General features: G+C 73.4%; 15 protein-coding genes and 1 tRNA gene. 13 read left to right on the top strand and 3 right to left on the bottom strand.

Features of this window, described 5'->3' with window-relative positions; all coding sequences use genetic code 11:
• Nucleotides 1-20 precede the first annotated feature (20 nt).
• The 11 genes from BIU97_RS16990 (at nt 21) to BIU97_RS17040 (ending at nt 14,123) form a co-directional block, all read left to right on the top strand.
• The gene (locus BIU97_RS16990; protein ID WP_071257365.1) at nt 21-221 is read left to right on the top strand and encodes a hypothetical protein; all 201 of its coding nucleotides are present in this window, start codon (nt 21-23) and stop codon (nt 219-221) included.
• An 11-nt stretch (nt 222-232) separates the two neighbouring features.
• The gene (gene nadD, locus BIU97_RS16995) at nt 233-832 is read left to right on the top strand and encodes a nicotinate-nucleotide adenylyltransferase (RefSeq protein WP_071257384.1); all 600 of its coding nucleotides are present in this window, start codon (nt 233-235) and stop codon (nt 830-832) included.
• Nucleotides 829-2,238, top strand: a complete 1,410-nt coding sequence (locus BIU97_RS17000; protein WP_071298187.1) for a hypothetical protein — start codon at nt 829-831, stop codon at nt 2,236-2,238. The genes nadD and BIU97_RS17000 overlap by 4 nt, the downstream gene beginning before the upstream one ends.
• A 130-nt stretch (nt 2,239-2,368) precedes the next feature.
• On the top strand, nt 2,369-2,743 hold the full coding sequence (rsfS, locus tag BIU97_RS17005) for a ribosome silencing factor (RefSeq protein WP_071298188.1): 375 nt from the start codon (nt 2,369-2,371) through the stop codon (nt 2,741-2,743).
• Nucleotides 2,744-2,850: 107 nt separating this feature from the next.
• Nucleotides 2,851-2,926, top strand: a tRNA-Ala gene (locus tag BIU97_RS17010).
• A 111-nt stretch (nt 2,927-3,037) separates the two neighbouring features.
• Nucleotides 3,038-3,961 (top strand): aldose 1-epimerase family protein, encoded by a 924-nt coding sequence (locus tag BIU97_RS17015; RefSeq protein ID WP_071257398.1) that lies wholly within the window; start codon nt 3,038-3,040, stop codon nt 3,959-3,961.
• Nucleotides 3,940-5,667: an anthranilate synthase component I family protein gene (locus BIU97_RS17020; protein ID WP_071290527.1), complete on the top strand. Its 1,728-nt coding sequence runs from the start codon at nt 3,940-3,942 to the stop codon at nt 5,665-5,667. Before BIU97_RS17015 ends, BIU97_RS17020 begins: the two co-directional genes overlap by 22 nt.
• A gap of 62 nt (nt 5,668-5,729) precedes the next feature.
• Nucleotides 5,730-8,000: an Ig-like domain-containing protein gene (locus BIU97_RS17025; RefSeq protein WP_071257425.1), complete on the top strand. Its 2,271-nt coding sequence runs from the start codon at nt 5,730-5,732 to the stop codon at nt 7,998-8,000.
• A gap of 237 nt (nt 8,001-8,237) precedes the next feature.
• Nucleotides 8,238-9,062: a hypothetical protein gene (locus BIU97_RS17030; protein ID WP_175472101.1), complete on the top strand. Its 825-nt coding sequence runs from the start codon at nt 8,238-8,240 to the stop codon at nt 9,060-9,062.
• On the top strand, nt 9,059-10,687 hold the full coding sequence (locus BIU97_RS17035) for a DNA polymerase Y family protein (RefSeq protein WP_083404695.1): 1,629 nt from the start codon (nt 9,059-9,061) through the stop codon (nt 10,685-10,687). Before BIU97_RS17030 ends, BIU97_RS17035 begins: the two co-directional genes overlap by 4 nt.
• Before the next feature lie 22 nt (nt 10,688-10,709).
• Nucleotides 10,710-14,123 carry an error-prone DNA polymerase gene (locus BIU97_RS17040; protein WP_071257428.1) on the top strand — a complete coding sequence of 1,138 codons (3,414 nt, stop codon included), beginning with the start codon at nt 10,710-10,712 and terminating at the stop codon, nt 14,121-14,123.
• A gap of 6 nt (nt 14,124-14,129) precedes the next feature.
• On the opposite strand, the gene BIU97_RS17045 is transcribed toward BIU97_RS17040, so the two are convergent.
• Nucleotides 14,130-15,614 (bottom strand): sensor histidine kinase, encoded by a 1,485-nt coding sequence (locus BIU97_RS17045; RefSeq protein ID WP_071257431.1) that lies wholly within the window; start codon nt 15,612-15,614, stop codon nt 14,130-14,132.
• Nucleotides 15,611-16,288, bottom strand: a complete 678-nt coding sequence (locus BIU97_RS17050; protein WP_071257435.1) for a response regulator transcription factor — start codon at nt 16,286-16,288, stop codon at nt 15,611-15,613. The genes BIU97_RS17045 and BIU97_RS17050 overlap by 4 nt, the downstream gene beginning before the upstream one ends.
• Before the next feature lie 202 nt (nt 16,289-16,490).
• Here BIU97_RS17050 and BIU97_RS17055 point away from each other — a divergent pair, with 202 nt between their 5' ends.
• On the top strand, nt 16,491-16,817 hold the full coding sequence (locus tag BIU97_RS17055; RefSeq protein WP_071257438.1) for a hypothetical protein: 327 nt from the start codon (nt 16,491-16,493) through the stop codon (nt 16,815-16,817).
• Nucleotides 16,818-17,005: 188 nt separating this feature from the next.
• Here the strand turns inward: BIU97_RS17055 and BIU97_RS17060 are convergent, their stop codons facing one another.
• A complete protein-coding gene (locus tag BIU97_RS17060; protein ID WP_071257441.1) occupies nt 17,006-18,067 on the bottom strand; it encodes an FUSC family protein in 1,062 nt (353 codons plus the stop codon).
• Between the two features lie 80 nt (nt 18,068-18,147).
• Between BIU97_RS17060 and BIU97_RS17065 the strand changes: the two genes are divergently transcribed.
• Entirely contained in the window at nt 18,148-19,392 is a 1,245-nt protein-coding gene (locus tag BIU97_RS17065; protein WP_139196090.1) for a phosphotransferase enzyme family protein, read from the top strand.
• The last annotated feature ends 223 nt before the right edge of the window (nt 19,393-19,615 follow it).

Consider the following 19,615-nt stretch of genomic DNA (forward strand, 5'->3'; position numbering starts at 1 on the left):
GACCGAACGGAGCACGAACGATGACCATCCTCGCAGAAGCTGCAGAGCACGCCTCCGGGGCCCCCGCGTTCGTCTTCCCGCTCGTCGGCGCGCTGTTCTTCATCTTCCTCGGCTTCGTCACCTGGAGCTTCCGTGACGTCGCCTACCGCCACTCCCAGAAGTTCGAGGCCACCCGGCACCACGAGTCGGGCGTCGACGAGTTCGGCCGCGCCGACCACTGACCGCAGACCCGATGCTCGAGAGCACCGGACGGCCGCGCATCGGGGTGATGGGTGGCACGTTCGACCCGATCCACCACGGCCACCTGGTCGCGGCGTCCGAGGTGGCGCGCGCGTTCGACCTGGACGAGGTCGTCTTCGTCCCCACCGGTCAGCCGTACATGAAGTCCGGCGTCACCGACGCTGAGCACCGGTACCTGATGACGGTCATCGCGACCGCGTCGAACCCGATGTTCACCGTCAGCCGGGTCGACATCGACCGGCCGGGCCCCACGTACACGGTCGACACGCTCCGCGACCTGCACGAGCAGCGGCCGGACGCGCAGCTCGTCTTCATCTCCGGCGCAGACGCCGTTCAGCAGATCCTCGACTGGAAAGACCACGATGGTCTGTGGGACCTCGCGCACTTCGTCGCCGTGACGCGTCCGGGACACGCCCTCAGCATCACCGGATTGCCCGAACGGGACGTAAGCTTGCTCGAAGTCCCCGCGCTGGCGATATCGTCCACCGACTGCCGTGACCGGGTGAGGCGTGGACACCCCGTCTGGTACCTGGTCCCCGACGGTGTCGTCCAGTACATCTCGAAGCACCATCTGTATCGGAGCGTTGCATGAGTTCGTCCGACGCGCAGCCGCCCCTGTCGCGGCGCCAGGCGCGCGAGCGGGAGCGTGCCGCAGCAGCCGGTTCGCAGCCCGTGACGCCGCCGCCCACCGTCGCCGCCCCCGAGGGGTCGACCACCGACCGTGCCCGGCCCGGCTCCCACGCCGCGCCGGCGCCGACCGGCGCGGCGCCGTCGTCGTCCGCTCCGGGCACGCCCTCGTCGGCTCCCGGTGTCCCACCGTTCCCGCCGGACTCCGCCACGGACATCGTCCCGGGCAGCGGGGGCCTGACGCGCCGCCAGCTCCGACAGCTCCGTGCCGCCGAGAGCCAGGCCGTGCAGCCCGTCCCGCTCCGCAACCCGACGCCGCAGTCGTCCGACCGCACGGTCGAGGACGTCCTCGGTTCGGTCGACACCATCGACCCGGGCACCGCGCAGCGGAGCACCCCCGACACCGCCGAGCCGTCCCCGGTGCTCGACCAGGCCGCCGTGGCGCAGGCCACCGAGGCCGACGGGTCGCCGGATGCGCTCGAGCCCCTCGACGAGGCCGCCGCGCACGCCGAGGAGCCCCGCCGCCACCGGTCGACGTGGTCGCCGCCGTCCGAGGCCGACGGCGATGCCGCGACGCCCGTCGCCGCCCCGGCGGACACGACCGACGCTGCCGCCGACGACGACACCGACGACGACACCGACGACGACACCGACAGCGATGCTGCCGACGAGTCGACGTCGGACGGCGCCGCTCCGCGACCGCAGTCAGCCACCCCCGCCGTGACGTTACCGCCGGTGCAGACCGCGTCGACGCCCGCGGTCTTCCCGCTCTCGCTCGACGCCGAGGACGACGACACGAACGAGGTCCCGCTGCCCGGGGCCGCCGCCGCCACCGAGGACGCACCCGTGGCGTCGCAGCGCCCGACCGAGCCCAAGCCGGTGACGACGGCGTTCGCGCCGCCCGCCGGTCACTGGTCGCAGCAGGCCCACGACTCGAACGACTCCGAGGTCCACGACGAGGAGACCGGTGCCCGCCGGGTCGCGGTGACGAACACCAACGCGATCATCCTGCCGAACTCGGCCCTCGCCGACCCGACCGGCGCCCTGAACGCCACGGGCGAGGTCATCCTCACCGGGTCGATCGACCTGCCGGCGTCGCTGTCCTCGACCGGGTCGCACCGGCCGATCGACGGCGCCGAGGTCGACCGCCTGCTCGAGCAGCACGACGAGCAGCCCGAGACGGACGCCAGCCCGGTCCGCGCCAGCCGCGCGGTGTCGAGCCACACCTCGACGCGTCAGGTCGTGCTCGCGGCCGCGAAGCCGAAGGAGTCCCGCACCCCGGTGATCCTCGGGATCGCGGTCGGCGGCGTCGGCATCGCTGCGGCAGGCGTCATCATCGTCGCCCTGCTGACGACCCACATGGGCGGTTGACGCCCTCGTCCCCGACCACCGGTCCCGACGCCCCGTCGGCCGCGGCCTGGCCGCGTGTCGGCGGGGTGGCTTATGATCGGGACCCATCAAGCGAGCCGACGACCGTCGGTTCGACGACCGGAAGGAATCCGTGACCGCCTCCACCCGCGCACTGGAACTCGTGCAGGCCGCCGCACTCGCGGCCGACGCCAAACAGGCCGAGGACCTCGTCGCGCTCGACGTCACCGGGCCGCTGCAGCTCACGGACGTGTTCCTGCTCGCGACCGGTCGGAACGAACGCAACGTGCAGTCGATCGCGGACGCGGTCGAGGAACGTCTCCTCGAGCTCGGGGCGAAGACCCTCCGTCGCGAAGGCCGCAGCGAGGGCCGTTGGATCCTCATCGACTTCGGCGAGATCGTCGTGCACGTCTTCCACGACGAGGACCGCCAGTACTACTCGCTCGAGCGACTCTGGGCCGACTGCCCGACCATCCCGCTCGAGCTCCCGGTGGACCACACCGCCTGACCGGCGACGCGCCCGGGTGACGGCTGCGATTTCGTCACCCGGCGTTCGCATGGTGTACGCTTCACTGGTGCCTCCGGGGAACCGGTCGGCACGGAGCAACACCTTCCGGGTCTGTGGCGCAGCTGGTAGCGCACCTGCATGGCATGCAGGGGGTCAGGGGTTCGAGTCCCCTCAGATCCACCAACAACCCCCGCCGTTCCCCAGAACGGCGGGGGTTCCGTCGTTCCAGGACACGTTCTCCACAGGGGCCCGTCGGCGGCGCTCGGGTGCGATCCCGGCCGATACGCTGAGCGCATGAGCAACGATGCGCCCCTGTCCGGTACCCCGCTGACGATCACCGCCGGTGGGTACACGGCCGACGTCGCCTCGGTCGGAGCGACGCTGCGCACCCTGCGTCACGAGGGGCGCGACCTGGTCGTCCCGTTCGACGCCGACGAGGTCCGCCCGGTGTTCCGCGGCGCCGTGCTCGCCCCCTGGCCGAACCGCATCGTCGACGGCACCTACACGTCCGGGGGCGTCGACCACGAGCTCGCCCTGACCGAACCGGCGCGGCACCACGCCCTGCACGGGCTGGTCGCCTGGACCGACTTCGCGGTCCTCGCGCACGACGACGACCGCGTGCTGCTCGGCACGACGATCCCCGCGCAGCAGGGGTACCCGCACCGCGTCGACGTGCACGTCGAGTACCGCCTGGACGCCGAGGGCCTGCACACGACCGTCACGGGCACGAACACCGGTGCCGACGACGCACCCTGGGGCACCGGTCCGCACCCGTACCTGGTCGCCGGTGACGGCACGGTGGACGACTGGACGCTCACGCTCCCGGCCGCCGAGGTGCTCGAGGTCACCCCCGACCGGCTCATCCCGACGGACCTGGTGCCCGTGCACGACGAGTTCGACCTGCGCATCCCCACCCTGATCGGCGACCGCTTCGTCGACCACGCGTTCACCGGCTTCGACCGTGACGCCGACGGCCTCGCCGCCGTCACGGTCATCGCTGCGGACGGCCACGGGGTGCGCGTCGCCTTCGACGCGGCGTGCCCGTGGGTCCAGGTGCACACGGCGGACCACGTCGTCCCCGCGTACCACCGCGCCGGACTCGCCGTCGAACCGATGACGTGCGCCCCTGATGCCTTCAACGACGGCGTCGACCGTGGCCTGGTCGTCCTGGCCCCGGGGTCGGCGCACGCCGCAGCATGGACGATCGCCGCGGTCTGACCGGGTCCGACCGGACCGTCCGCATCGAGGTCCGTCGACTCGGTGCCGTTCCGGACCTCGCCGCCCTCGCCGCCGCGTCGACCGCGGACGTCGTCTGGCTCGATTCGTCCCTGCCGGACGGTGCCCCGGACACCGCACGCCCACGGGCCCGCTGGTCGGTGCTCGCCTGGACCGACGGCCCGTTCTCGACACGCTTCCGGCACGAGGCGCGACGGGCCCACGTCGCGGTCCCCGCACCCGCTGCACGCTGGTTCGGCCGGTCGTGGTCCGGTGACCGCCCGGCGTTCGCCGTGCTCGCCGACCTGCTGGCGGCGACGCCCGTGCTGCCCGAACCGGTCGACGGCTGCGGCTTCGCGCTCGGCTGGACCGGGTTCCTCGGCTACGAGCTCGGCCGTGAGTCCGGCGGCCCGGACCGCACCGCCGACGGTCACCCCGACGCCGACCTGCGGTTCGTGGACCGCGCTGTCGTGGTCGACCGGGCCGGAGCCGGAGCCGGAGCCGGAGCCGGGGTCGCCTGGGCGCTCGCGCTCGTCGCGGACGCGGAACCGGCGGCCAGCGCGTCGAACCGGGCGTGGCTGCGGACGGTGCCCACGTCGTCGACGGGGAGCGGTCCCGGGGACGTGCCCACGAGCCTCCCGGCCAGCGCATCGAACCGGGCGCGGCTCCGGACGGTGCCCACGTCGTCGACGGAGGCCGGTCCCGGGGACGTGCCCACGAGCCTCCCGGCCAGCGCGTCGAACCGGGCGTGGCTCCGGACGGTGCCCACGTCGTCGACGGAGGCCGGTCCCGGGGACATGCCCACGGGCCTCCTGGCCGGGACGGCGACCGGCCGTGTGGGCCGCGCCGCCTACGAGGACGCGGTCGACGCGTGCCGCGCCGAGATCCGCGAGGGCAACGCCTTCCAGGTGTGCCTCACCACCACGTTCGTCCTGACGGACGGACGGGAGGGTCGGATCGCCCCCGGCACGGACCCGCACCTGGTCGAGTACCTGCGCATGCGCGCGGCGGACCCCGTGCCGTTCGGCGCCTACCTGCGGCTCGGCACGCTGCGCGTGGCGAGCCGGTCGCCGGAACGGTTCCTGCGGATCGACGCCGGCGGGGCGGTGACGGCGGAGCCGATCAAGGGCACGCGCCGCCGCGCCGCCGACCCCGCGGCGGACGCGGCCGTGCGGGCCGAGCTTTCGGCGAGTGCGAAGGACCGGGCCGAGAACGTGATGATCGTCGACCTGCTGCGGAACGACCTGCTGCGGACGGCGCTGCCCGGCTCGGTGCACGTCGAGCGGTTGTGCGACGTCGAGACCTACGCGAGCGTGCACCAGCTGGTGTCGACGATCGGCGCGCAACTACCGACGGGCACGTCGCGGGCGGAGGTGGTGCGCGCGGCCTTCCCGCCCGGGTCGATGACCGGTGCACCCAAGACCAGCGCCACGGCGATCGCCGACCGGCTCGAGCGTGCACCGCGCGGCGTCTACTCCGGGGCGATCGGGTACTTCTCGGCGAGCGGGGCGGTGGACCTCTCGGTGGTGATCCGGACACTGGTGACGGTCGTGGACACCGACGGCGTCGTCCGGTCGCGGACGCTCGGCGCCGGGGGAGCGGTGACGTGGTCATCGGACGCGGCGCAGGAGGCGGACGAGGTCGAGACGAAGACGCGTTCGGTGCTCGGGGCGGTCGGTGCGAGCACATCCTGGACCATCAATATGTGAAATACGGTGCGCTACGATGCCCGGGTCGCGTTCTGCGGCGTCCCCACATCGAGGAGTCACACTTGGCAATCCCACGCACAGCACACCTGACGACGCTCGGCGTCGTCATCGCGGTCGGCCTGAGCTGCACGATCGGCGCGTCCGGCGCCGTCGCGGCCCCTGCTCCGTCCCCCACCACACGCGTTTCGTCGACCGTCACCGATGCGTCGATCCCCGCACCCGTCGTACAGCGCATCGACACCGAGGCGAACGGCACGCAGCGGATGCTCGGGACAGCGAACTCGGACCGCGTCGAGGTGCTCGACGGTGACACCGTCGTCAGCGCCTGGCCCGCGGGCATGGGGTTCTTCTCGATCGCCGTCGGCGAGCGGTACCGCGACACCGAGTTGACCATCGTCGCGGAACGCACCGTGGACGGGACGGCGCGGCGCTCCGAGCCGGTCGTGCTCCCGCGGACCTTGCAGGTCGACGGCGTCGACACGAAGCTGACGAGCTTCACGCCGGGGCAGCACGAGTTCAGCGGCACGGCGACCGCGGGAGCGACCATCACCGCGACCGACGTGGACGGCACCGAGCTGTTCCGCGCCGAGGTGCCGTCGTCCCGGGCGGCGTCGGTGCGCTGGTCGGCCGACGCGGACCTCGGTGACACCAGCCACACGATCACGTTCACCCAGACGACGCCGTCCGGCATCCCGACGGTCCTCGCAGACGTCCGCTACCTGCCGTCGGTCGCCGCCGTGCCGACGGTGGACGACATCGACCGCGGCGTGCGGGGCGAGTACTTCCTGCGCGGCTCCGTGGGCGGGGAGGGGACCCGCACGGTCGTCGCCACCGTCGGCGAGGACCGGTACACCGCCGATGTCCGTGACGGTGCCTTCCTGCTGACGGTCCCGGGGTCGCACGTCGGAGCCACCGCGCAGGTCGCTTCGGAGTCCGACGACGGTCCCTCGAAGTCCACCCCGGTCGAGTTGATCGCCGCCCCTGAGGACGCGGACATCGCCGCTCCGACGGTCCGCGACGTCTTCAACCTGCCGAACGGCGAGATCCTGGTCACCGGCGACGCGCACGCGCCCGGCGCGATCTGGTTCCTGCACGGCGACCGTGTCGTCGCGGGGACGAACCCCGACGGCGGGTTCTCGTACCAGATCGGGTCCGACTCCACCGACCAGCAGATCGACATGGCCACCATGCAGTTCGGCAAGATCTCGGAGCGGACCGCCCTGCCGCGTCTGCTGTCGGTCGACGGGGTGACCGACCACGAGAACTCCTTCGTACCGGGCACGCAGACGTTCACGGGTCGGGCGGAGGCCGGTGCGACGGTCACCGCGCGCGACGCCGACGGGACGGAGCTGTTCTCGGTCGAGGCGTCGGGCGCAAAGGCGGGTGTCGGCAGTTGGTCCGCCCAGGCAGACCTGTCCGCCGGCTCGCACGAGCTGACGTTCACGCAGACCACGCGCGACGGGCGGACGTCCGTCATGCAGGACATCGGGTTCACCTCGGACGACGAGGCGCCGGTGGCGCCGGTGGTGGTGACCGGGCCGACGGAGGGGTCGACGGTGACGTCGAAGCGTCCGGTGTTCCAGGGCACCGGTGCCGAGGGCGCCACGATCGTCGTCAAGGGATCGAGCCGTCAGGTGGCGACGACCACGGTGGTCGACGGCAAGTGGTCGGTGCCGGCCGACTTCGACCTGGGCAACGGGGACTACCGGCTCTGGGTCACGCAGACCCCGACCGGTGGTGCGGAGCCGACCACGGTCGAGATGTCGTTCACCGTGCGGCACGCCGCCGTCGCGCCGCTGGTGGTGACCGGGCCGACGGAGGGGTCGACGGTGACGTCGAAGCGTCCGGTGTTCGAAGGCACGGGTGCCGAGGGTGCCACGATCGTGGTGAAGGGGTCGAGCCGTCAGGTGGCGACGACCACGGTCGAGGACGGCACGTGGTCGGTGCCGGCCGACTTCGACCTCGGCGACGGTGACTACCGTCTCTGGGTCACGCAGACCCCGACCGGCGGCGCGGAGCCGACCACGGCCGAGGTGACGTTCACCGTGCGGCACGCCGCCGTCGCGCCGGTGGTGGTGACCGCGCCGGCCGAGGGGGCGACGGTGACGTCGAAGCGTCCGGTGTTCGAGGGCACGGGCGCCGAGGGTGCCTTGATCGTCGTCAAGGGATTGAGCCGCCAGGTGGCGACGACCACGGTCGAGGACGGCACGTGGTCCGTGCCGGCCGACTTCGACCTCGGGAACGGCGACTACCGCCTGTGGACCACGCAGACCCCGACCGGTGGTGCTGCCCCGACCACGGTCGAGGTGACGTTCCGGGTCGCTGCGGGCTGACGTCCCTGCGACTGACGCCCCCGCGACTGACGCACCCGTCCGTCTGACGCGCCGGGCACCCTCGTCACGAGGGTGCCCGGCGCTGTCGTTTCCGGGGCGCGTGTCGGCCGTCCCGGGCAGGATGGAGCTCGTCGTCGGCACTCCATCGGCGCTTCGTCGACACAGCCACGGCGTGTCGAACGCGTGTTCGACCAGGGCTGTCCACGGATGTCGGACGCGGTTGACATCATCGAACACATGTTCGAATATGAGGGCATGCAGACGGCCGCCGCACTCCGGTCGCCCGTCCCCGACCGGGGCGGGCGGAACGGTGCAGCACGCGGCGGCGGCGGTGCACGGCGGGGGAACGACCACCTCGGCGACGCTCGCGCGGCCCTCGACCGCATCACGTCGCTGCGCTCCCGGGTCGCCGACATGGAGTCCACCCGGGTCGACACCGCCGGCCTGCCCACGGCACCGGCCCTCGAACCGCTGCTGCCCGGCGGGGCGATCCGCGTGGGTGGCACGTACGCCGTGCCCGAGTCGGTGCTGCTCGCGATGACCATGCTGCAGGCGGCCTCAGCGGCGGGCGCGTGGTGCGCGGTGGTGGGCGTGCCGTCCTTCGGGGTCGAAGCCGCGGCCGCCGCGGGGATCGACCTCGAACGGCTCGTGCTCGTCCCCGACCCGGGCGACCAGTGGCTCGCGGTGACGGCGGCGATGGCCGACGTCGCGCAGATCGTCCTCACCCGGCCGCTCGGTCGGGTCGTCCCCGGTGACGTGGCCCGGCTGTCCGCCCGGCTGCGGCAGCGGGGCGGCGCGCTCGTCGCGCTCGGCGCCTGGCCAGGAGCGGACGTCACGCTCCGGGTCACGTCCTCGACGTGGAGCGGCATCGGGCAGGGGCACGGCCACCTGACCGAGCGCCGCGCCACGGTGACGGCCACCGGGCGAGCCGGTGCGGTGCGGCCGACCAGCACCGAGCTGCTGCTGCCCGCTGCGGACGGCGCGGTCCGCGCCGCGGTCCCCGTGCCGTCGGTCGGTTCCGGCGACGGGCGGGTCCTGCGCCCGGTGGCGGTGGCGTCGTGATCGCCCGCGGTCGCATCCGCGCCGACGCGATCGCCCGCGGCGGTGCCGTGCCGGAACCGCCCCCGACCCGGACCGTCGTGCTCTGGTGCCCGGACTGGCCGGTGATCGCGGCTGCCCGCGCCGCCGGGGAGCCCCCGGAACAACCCTTCGCGGTCGTGTCGAAGGGACTCGTGTTCGCGAGCTCCGCCTCGGCCCGGCAGCACGGTGTCGTCCGGGGGCTCCGCGTGCGCGAGGCGCAGGCGCGCTGCACGGAACTCGTCGTGCAGCCCTACGACGACGCCCTCGACCACCGCGCCTTCGAACCCGTCATCCGTGCGGTCGAGGCAGCCGTGCCGGGGGTCGAGGTCGTGCGGCCGGGGACCCTCGCCCTGCGCTCGCGCGGTCCCGCGCGGTACTACGGCGGCGAACGCGCCGCGGCGGCCACGCTCGCCGGGATCGCGGCCGACCACGGCGCGCCTGCGGTGCGGGCGGGGGTGGCGGACACCCCGTTCGCCGCCGAGCAGGCGGCACGCGCGCGACCCCTCCGCCCCGGGGAACGCGTGCGGATCGTGCCCGTGTCCGGATCGGCCGACTTCCTCGCGGACCTGCCCCTCGGCGTCCTCGGCGACCCCGAGCTCGCGACCGTGCTCGACCGGCTCGGCATCGGCACGCTGGGGGACTTCGCGGCGCTCAGCGACGAGCAGGTCCGCGACCGCTTCGGGGTGGCAGGGGCGTTCCTGCACCGGTTGGCCGGCGGCCGTGATCCGCGCGAGGTCGCGGCACGCGAGGTCCCGCCCGAGCTCCGGGTCGAGGCGTCCTTCGAGCCGCCGCTCGACCGTGCCGACCAGATCGCCTTCGCGTTCCGGCGCTCCGCCGACGACTTCGACGCCCGGCTCCGGGCCGCCGGACTCGTCGCGACGACGATCCGGGTCGGGATCGTCGACGAGCGCGACGTCCTGCTCGAACGCACCTGGGCGCACCCGCGCTGGTTCGACGCCGCCGACGTGGTCGACCGGGTGCGGTGGCAGCTCGCCGGCGGGGTCGACCCGACCGGGCTCGAGGCGCCGGTCACGTCGGTCGTGCTCGAACCCGTCGCGGTCGACGACGTGGCGAACCACGAGCGCGGGCTGTGGGGCGCCGGCCCCGACGAACGCGTGCACCACGGGCTCGCCCGCATCCAGGGCATGGTCGGCCACGACGGTGTCGTCAGCCCCAGGATCGGCGGCGGTCGCACCCTGTCGGAGCGCGTGGTGCTCGTCCCGTGGGGCGATGCGCCCGCGGGTGGTGAGCGCGCGCTGGCCACCGTGCGCGACCGCCCGTGGCCGGGCAGGCTGCCGGGGCCGCCACCGGCCACGGTCCTCGAACGTCCCCGCCCGGTCGACGTGGTCACCGCCGGCGGCGCGAGCGTCGACGTCGACGAGCGCGGGGTGCTGTCCGGCCCGCCGGAGCACTTCCGTGCCGAGGGCGACCGCGGGGGCGGGTTCTCGGCGGTCTCCGCGTGGGCGGGGCCGTGGCCGCTCGTCGTGCGCTGGTGGGAGTCCGGCGGACGCCGACTGCACCGGCTGCAGCTCGTCGACGCCGAGGGGCGCGCCTGGTACCTGGTGCTCGCCGACCACCGCTGGTGGGCGGAGGCGATCGCCACGTGAACCGACCCGAGAGCAGGACCTGATGGGCTACAGCAACCCGGCCATCCCGTGGTCGCAGTTCGAGCGTGCCCTGTCCGACAAGCGGAGCCCCGGCACCGCACACGACGGCGACGGCGGCGACAGCCCCGCGTGGTCGCGCAAGCGCGAGCGGTACGTGCCGACGACGCTCGACACCGACGACGCCCCCGTGGTGCCGTACGCCGAGCTGCACGCGCACTCGACCTTCAGCTTCCTCGACGGCGCGAGCCAGCCCGAGCACCTGTTCGAGGAAGCAGCCCGGCTGCGGCTGCACGCCCTCGCGCTCACCGACCACGACGGCTTCTACGGCGCTGCCCGGATGGCCGAGGTCGCCGAGGCGTACCCCGCGGTCGGCACGGTCTACGGCACCGAGCTCTCGCTGGGGTTGACCGAGCCGCAGAACGGTGTGCCCGACCCGCAGGGGTCGCACCTGCTGCTGCTCGCCGACGGCCAGGACGGCTACCACCGGCTCGCGGGCGCGGTGACGAGCGCGCACCTCGCCGCCGGGTCCGAGAAGGGCAGCCCGCGGTACGACCTCGACGAGCTCGCGGCGCGGGCGGACGGCCACTGGCGCGTCCTGACCGGCTGCCGGAAGGGCACCGTCCGGCAGGCGCTCGAGCAGGGCGGCGAGTCGGCGGCCGAGACCGCCCTGCGCGTGCTGCTCGACCGGTTCGGCACCGGCAACGTCGTGGTCGAGCTCCTCGACCACGGCGACCCGCTCGACAGCGCCCGGAACGACGCCCTGGCGACGCTCGCCGAGCGGTACGCGCTGCCCCTGGTCGCGACCGGCAACGTCCACTACGCCACCCCGGACCGCTTCCCGGTGGCGACGGCACTCGCTGCGGTCCGCGCCCGGCGCAGTCTCGACGAGATCGACGGCTGGCTGCCGGCGGCCGACACCGCGCACCTGCGCTCCGGCGCCGAGATGACCCGTCGGTTCGGGCGGTACCCGGGGGCGATCGAGAACACCGTCACCCTGGCCGACGAACTCGGGTTCCGGCTGCGCACGGCGAAGCCCGGGCTGCCCGACATCGACGTGCCGGACGGGCACACCGCGATGTCCTGGCTCCGCGAGCTCACCTGGGCGGGGGCACGGCGCTTCTACCCGGGCAGCGCCGACGGGGTGGAGCCCCACAAACGCGAACGGATCGAGCGCGAGCTGTCCGTGATCGAGGACAAGAACTTCCCCGGCTACTTCCTCATCGTTCGCGACATGGTGCAGTACGCCCGCGGGCGTGGGATCCTCTGCCAGGGGCGGGGGTCCGCGGCGAACTCGGCGGTCTGCTACCTGCTCGAGATCACCGCCGTCGACTCCATCCGCTACGGACTGCCCTTCGAGCGGTTCCTGTCGGCGATGCGCGACGAGGAACCCGACATCGACGTCGACTTCGACTCCGACCGGCGCGAAGAGGTCATCCAGTACGTCTACGACAAGTACGGCCGGTACAACGCCGCGCAGGTCGCCAACGTCATCACCTACCGGCCGAAGGGCGCCGTGCGGGACATGGCGAAGGCGCTCGGGCACAGCCCGGGCCAGCAGGACGCCTGGTCGAAGCAGGTCGAGCGGTGGGGGTCGGTCACCGAGAGCCAGGACCACGACATCCCGCCCGAGGTCGTCGGGCTCGCGAGCGACGTCCTCGGCTTCCCCCGGCACCTCGGCATCCACTCGGGCGGCATGGTGCTCACCGACCGCCCGGTGGGCGAGGTCGTGCCGATCGAGCACGCCCGGATGGACGGCCGCACCGTTCTGCAGTGGGACAAGGACGACTGCGCCTACATGGGCCTGGTGAAGTTCGACATGCTCGGCCTCGGCATGCTCGCCGCGCTGCAGTACTCGTTCGACCTGGCGGCGGAGCACTGCGGGGAGCGCTGGGAGATGCACTCCATCCCGAAGGAGGAGCAGGGCGTCTACGACCAGCTCTGCCGCGCGGACACGGTCGGGGTGTTCCAGGTGGAGTCCCGCGCACAGATGGGCACCCTGCCCCGGCTGCTCCCGCGACGCTTCTACGACCTCGTCATCGAGGTCGCCCTGGTGCGCCCCGGGCCGATCCAAGGCGGCGCCGTGCACCCCTACATCCGCCGCCGCACCGGCGAGGAACCCATCACGTACATGCACCCGGCGCTCGAGCCGGTGCTCGAACGCACGCTCGGGGTGCCCCTGTTCCAGGAGCAGCTCATGCAGATGGCGATCGCGGTGGGCAACTGCTCCGGTGACGACGCCGACCTGCTGCGGCGGGCGATGGGGTCCAAGCGCGGGCACGAGAAGATCGACCGGCTCCGCGACACGCTCTACACGGGCATGGCGGACAACGGGATCCACGGGGCGGACGCCGACGCGATCTACGCCAAGATCCAGGCGTTCGCGAACTTCGGCTTCGCGGAGAGCCACTCGATCAGCTTCGCCCTCATCGTCTACGCGAGCGCCTGGATACGCCTGCACTACCCGGGAGCGTTCCTGGCGGCCCTGCTGCGGGCACAGCCGATGGGCTTCTACTCGCCGCAGACCCTGGTCGCCGACGCCCGACGGCACGGCGTGCAGGTGCTCCGCCCGGACATCCTGCGCTCCGGGGTGGACGCGACGCTCGAACCGCTGTCCGACGATTCCGCGCAGCCCACCGGGCAGGACGCCTGCCTCGCCACCGAGCAGCCGCCGGTGCTGCCATTCGACAAGGCGCTCCCGGACGACACGGCCGAGCACCGTCGCGACGGCGCCTTCGCGGTGCGGCTCGGACTCGCCGAGGTCGCGTCGCTCAGCCGGAAGACCGCCGAGAAGATCGTCGCCGAACGCGACGCGCACGGCCCGTACACCGACATGTCCGACCTGGCCCGCCGGGTGGGGCTGACCACGGCGCAGCTCGAGGCCCTCGCCGCGGCGGACGCCTTCGCGCCGTTCGACATCGACCGTCGCGGGGCGATGTGGTCGGCGGCGCAGGCCGCGGCCGAGCGTCCGGACCAGCTGCCGGACACACAGGTCGTGGTGCAGCCGCCGCTGTTCGGGCAGATGACCAGCGGCGACGTCCTGATCGCCGACATGTGGTCGACGGGCATGACGACCGACGACCACCCGGTGCGGCACGTCCGCGACCGGCTCGCCGCTCGCCGCGTGCTCACCGTGCAGGACACCGCCACCGCCGAGACCGGGCGTCGTGTCGAGGTGGGCGGCATCGTCACCCACCGTCAGCGACCCGCGACGGCCTCGGGCATCACGTTCCTGAACGTCGAGGACGAGACCGGGCTCGTCAACGTGATCTGCAGCGTCGGGGTCTGGGGCCGGTACCGACGGGTGGCCCGGGAATCGCCGGCGGTGGTCGTCCGGGGGATCCTCGAGCGCTCACCGGACGGCGTCGTGAACCTGGTGGCGGACCGCATCGAGCACCTGCCGCTCGCCGTCCGCACCCGGTCCCGCGACTTCCAGTGAGCGGCCCTACTCGACCTCGGGCAGGCGGATGGTGACCTCGAGCCCACCGGAACGGACGTTCCGCAGGGCGGCGGTCCCGCCGGCACGTTCGGCCACCGCGCGCACGATCGCGAGTCCCAGTCCGGAGCCGCCCGGCATCGGGATCGCGCCCGTGGTCGGGTCCGGGTTCGCCCGCGAGGTCCGCGCCTCGTCGGGACGGGTGAACCGGTCGAAGGCCACCGGGATGAACGACTCCGGCACCCCCGGCCCGTCGTCCGTGATCTGCAGGACGCCCTCGCCGTCGCTGCTGCGCCAGGACACGAAGACGCCACCGCCGCGGGGGAGTGCGGCGACGGCGTTGCCGGCCACGTTCGTCACGAGCTGCGCCATGCCACCGGTGTCGATGCGGTAGCGCGGCTCGGTGCCGCCGCCGGTCGCCGGCGCCTCGAGGTCGAAGTCGACCGTCACGTCCTTCGCCGAGGCGATGAGGCGGACGCGGTCCACGGCGGCCATGACCTCGTCGCCGAGGTCCGACCAGCCGGTCTCCGGCTGCCGGTCGCCGTCCTGCTCCCGCCGTTCGGACTCCTCGATCCGCGACAGGGCGAGCAGGTCGTTCGCCAGGCGGGACAGTCGGGCGACGCTGTGCTTGGCGCGCTCGATGTGCGCGGCCAGGGCGGCGGCGTCGTCGCCGTCGAGCGACGCCAGGTCGAGCTGCGTGGTGAGGATGGCCAGGGGGGTGCGGAGCTCGTGGCTCGCGTCCGAGACCATCTGCCGCTCCCGTTCGGTGGCCTGGCGGGTCCGGGCCAGGAACGCGTTGAGCGTCGTCGCGAGCGAGGCGAGCTCGTCCTGGGCCGGTCCGACGGGCAGCTCGGCGCGCTCCGGGGCGACGGAGAGCCGCTCGGCCTCGCGGCGCATCCGGTTCACCGGGCGCAGTGCGGCGGTGGCCAGGACCCACGACGCGATGCCGAAGGCGACGAGGATCGCGACCCCGGTGAGCGAGAGCGTCGAGGTCAGGTCGTCGACGACGATCGCCTCGGCCTGCGAGTTGCGGGCGGCGACGACCGTCCAGCGGCCGACCTCGTTGACGGGGTGCTCGACGACGACGCGGTACTCCGAGCCGGAGACCCGGATGATCGACGTGCCGGCTGCGGTCGAGGTGAGGCTGCCGAGGGCGCGCTCGACCCGGTTCGGCATCGTCGACAGCACGATGTCGCCCTCGGGGGAGACCACGGCGACGAGCTGCAGGTTGCCCGGCGGCGACAGGTCCGGGTCGCTGTCGACCTCGAGCGTCGCGACGTAGGGGTCCGCGTCGGCGTCGAGCAGGGTGCGGGTGGCGCTCGCGACGACGCTCACCACCTGGAAGCGCATCACCAGGACGAGCAGGACGATGACGACCGCGGCGATCGCCGTCGAGCCGATCGTGATCCGCGCGCGCAGGGACAGCAGGCGGAGCGGCCGGACCGGGCCGCGGCGCCGAGGCTCCGGCGCCGACGTGGCAGAGGACCCGCTCACGCCCCGATGAGGTCGAGCCGGTAGCCGCGGCCGCGGACCGTCGCGATGGCGACCGTCGCCTCGTGCGCGGTCAGCTTCTTGCGCAGGTACGAGATGTACTGCTCGACGACGTTCGGGTCCACGTGCTGCGACCCGTCCCAGACCTCTTCGAGGATCTTCGGCCGGTCGACGACGGTGCCGGCGGAGCGGGCGAGCAGTCGGAGCAGCGAGAACTCGGTGGGGCTCACGGCGACGCGCTGGCCCTTGATGGCGATGCGGCGGGCCTCGGAGTCGATGGAGACGTCGCCGACCTCGATCGTGCGGGGCGCACCGGCCGACTCGCGCCGGCCGAGCGCGCGGAGGCGGGCCGTGAGCTCGGCGAAGGCGAAGGGCTTGGTGAGGTAGTCGTCGGCACCGGCGTCGAGTCCGAACACCCGGTCGTCCACCGCGTCGCGGGCGGTGACGAGGAGGATCCGGACCGGGTCCTCGCGCTCACGGATGCGCCGTGCGAGCTCGAACCCCGACATCCCCGGCATCATGACGTCCACGACCGCGAGGTCGAAGGCCTGCTCGCCGAGGGCGATGAGCGCCTCGACCCCGTTCTCGACCGCCGTCACGCGGTACCCCTCGGCGGCGAGACCGCGCTCCATCAGGGCACGCATCTCGTCGTCGTCCTCGACCACCAACAGCCGCATAGTGGACCTCCTCGGACCCATCGTGGCATCGAACCGGTCCCCGGGTCCGCTCTCCGGGCCGAAGTCGCTGAATCTCGTCTCAGCAGCGGGCGGAACGGTCTGTCCCACGTTCGTGGGTCGTGAGGCCGAAGACCCTTCGTTGCTAGGCTCGCGCAGCGGTGGACGTGACCCGAAGCGTCGGCCGCTGCACTGGGGGAGCACCATGGACCACTCGACCGACCACCCGGCCATGGCGCGGCTGCGAGCAGAGCTCGACGCCGCGTGGAAGGGCATCGGCACGCTCGGCGACCTCGAGGACGCCCCGCGCGACCGCGTCGTGGCGGAGCTGCGCACCGCGGTGCCGGACGTCGCGAGCCGCGCGGCCCGCGCGGTCGGTCCCGAGGCCGTCGTCGCCGAGATCGACCGCTACGCCGGTGCCGGGCTGCCCGGCTCGGACGACGCCGTCCCGGCCGCCGTCATCTGGGGCGACGTCGTGCAGACCGCGGCAGCGGCGGCCCGGGCGACGAGCGGCCAGCACACGACCGGCTGAGCAGCGACCCGCACACGACCGGCCGGGCAGAGCAACCTCCGCACGACCGGCTGAGCAACGACCCGCACACGACCGGCCGGGCGGAGCAACCTCCGCACACGACCGGCTGAGCAGCGCGGCCCGCGCACGCCGCCCGGTCGGACCGACCGGGCGGGCCGACCGACCGGCCGGCGCACGACCGGTCCGGCTCAGTCGTCCTCGCCGAGCAGTTCCTCGCGCACGCGCCGGATGTCCTCGAGCAGAGCGCCGATGAGCACCCAGTGCCGTGAGTTCGGGCGGACCACCTCGAGCGGAGCGGTGAGCGCCGGTTCGGCCGCCTCGGGCACCGGGTCCGCGGCAGCGGTGGAGGGGTCGAGCCTCGTCGACTCGACGCGGGCACTGAGCGCCCGGACATCGGCCCCGATCCGGGCGACCTCGGTGGCGATGCCGCCGACGACGGGGTCTGCGCGCAGGTCCGGAGCGGTGGTGTCCCGGATCGCGCGGGTCATGCCGGTGACCCGGGTCACGAGCACCCGCAGGTGCTCGGCGATGACGACGTCGCGGTCGAGGATCGTCCGGTGGCGGCCGCCGCGCGGGTTCATCGTCAGCGACTCCCGTGCGGCGTTCAGCGACGCCTCGGCCTTCGCGTGCTGCTGCCGCAGGGCGCGGGCCCGCACCAGGGCCTCGTGCCAGCGGTCGTGGTCCCACCCCTCGGTCAGTCCGATGGCGACGCGTTCGAACGCCGCAGCGGTGTCCCGGGCCAGGCGTGCGACGGCCAGGTGGGCGGGTTCGAGCAGGACCGGGGGCACGATGAGGGCGTTCACCACCAGGGCGACGACCGCGCCGATCACGGTCTCGAGGATCCGGTCCGCCGAGTAGTTCGGTGTGACGACCCCGGCGGTGAGCACGAGCATGCCGCTGATGCCGACCTGGGTCGCCGACGTCGGGGTCAGCCGCAGGGCCCACGCGATGAGGATCGCGAGCACGATGACGAGCAGCACCACCCAGACCGCATCGCCGAAGAGCAGGTGGAAGCCGGTCGCGAGCACGACGCCGAGGACGACCCCGGCGCTCCGTTCCAGGCCCTTGACGAACGACTGGTTGATGCTCGGTTGGACCACGAGCAGGGCGGCGATCGCGGCGAAGGTCGGGAACGGCCCGTCGATGACGAGCCGACAGAGCAACACCGCGGCGACCACCGCGACGGCGGTCTTCACGACCTGCAGGAACGGCGTGCGACTGGAGCTGCGGAGGCGCGCGACCGGGTTCACACGGACCACGCTAGCCACGGCCCGCACGCCGAGCCGTGCACGAACGCGACGAAAACGCCCGGACACGGTTGACTGTGGTCGTGTGGCCCAACCATGAGCGCGTCATCCCGCAGGCCTTCGCCGGCTCCGGGACCTCCGTGGTGGCCGCGCGGGCGCACTCGGTCGAGCCCTCCGGCAACGGCTACCTGTACGGCTACGAGGTCGACACCGTCGACCGGAACGGCCAGCCGGCCACGGTCCTGACCTACGTCGACACCGGCGGCACGCACGACCAGAACAGCGCCATCGTCACCGACCCGACGACGGGCGAGCCGGTCTCGGTGTGGGCCTACCCGAACGACCCGGGGCTGCCGGTGCTCGCGCAGGTGACCTACCGCGACGCTGTGGCCGAGCTGCTCACGACGCTCGGCATGCCCGTCACCGACCCGGTGCTCAGCGTCGCGGCCTACCGACCCGGCAAACGCGCCGTCGTCCGGGTGGACGCCCCGGAGCGCACCGTCTTCCTCAAGGTCGTCCGGCCGCACCGCGTCGCGCCGATCGTCGAGTCGCACGAGCAGTTCGTCGCAGCGGGGCTGCCGGTCCCGCGGGTGTTGTCGAGCCGCGGTGACGGGCTCCTGGTGCTCGAACGGATCCGCGGTGTGCCGGCTGGCAGCCGCATCCTCGACATCGCCGACGACCCGCGCTTCGTCGCGTCGCTCGCCGCCCTGAGCGGTCGGGTGGCGACCGTCCCGATGACGCAGCAGGCCCGCGCCGACGCGATGGACCACGCCGACTGGCACCGTCGCACCCTCGTCACCGCGCTGCCGCAGGACGCGGATGAGATCGACCGCCTGTACGACGCCATCGGACGCCGGTCGATCGGGTGGACGAACGCCACGAAGCAGGTCGTGCACGGGGACCTGCACCTCGAACAGGTCTTCGTCGACGAGGACGAGCCGTGGCGGATCTCCGGCCTGCTCGACATCGACACCGCCGGCTGGGGCTTCCCTGTGCGGGACATCGGTGCGGTCGTCGCGCACCTCGTGGTCACGGGTCTCTGGCACCGCTCGCGCGGCGACGCCGACCGCGGGGCCGCCGCCGAACGCCTCGCCGATGCGATCGCCCGCGACTGGGTGGCCCGCAACCCGCGGGAGTCCGACCGCATCGGACCCGCCATCGGCGCGCAGCTGCTCGCCCACGCCGGTGGTCAGGCGACCACGGGTTCGGCGAACGGGATCCAGACCGCCGAGCAGCTCCTGGCCGCCACCCGAGCGGCCCTGGCCGAGGCGACCCCGGTCCTGCCGTCGGGCGGCACGGTCAGACCGCGGTCCGCACCGCGCGTCTGACCCGCGCGGAACGGCAGCGGGAAGGTGTCGCTTCCGCGGGGTGGTCGCGTCCGGTGGCGGGGGACTCTGGCGCGAACGCGACAGGCGCACGCGGAACGTTCGCGGGAATCTGTCGCCTTCGCGGGGTGGTCGCGACCGGTGGCGGTCGGGAGGCTCGGGGCGGGGCCGATACGGGCCTCCCGTCCGACGTCGGGGGACTCTGTCGCGAACGCGACAGGCGCAC

The sequence above is a fragment of the Curtobacterium sp. MCBA15_009 genome (assembly GCF_001864895.1).
Lineage (GTDB): Bacteria > Actinomycetota > Actinomycetes > Actinomycetales > Microbacteriaceae > Curtobacterium.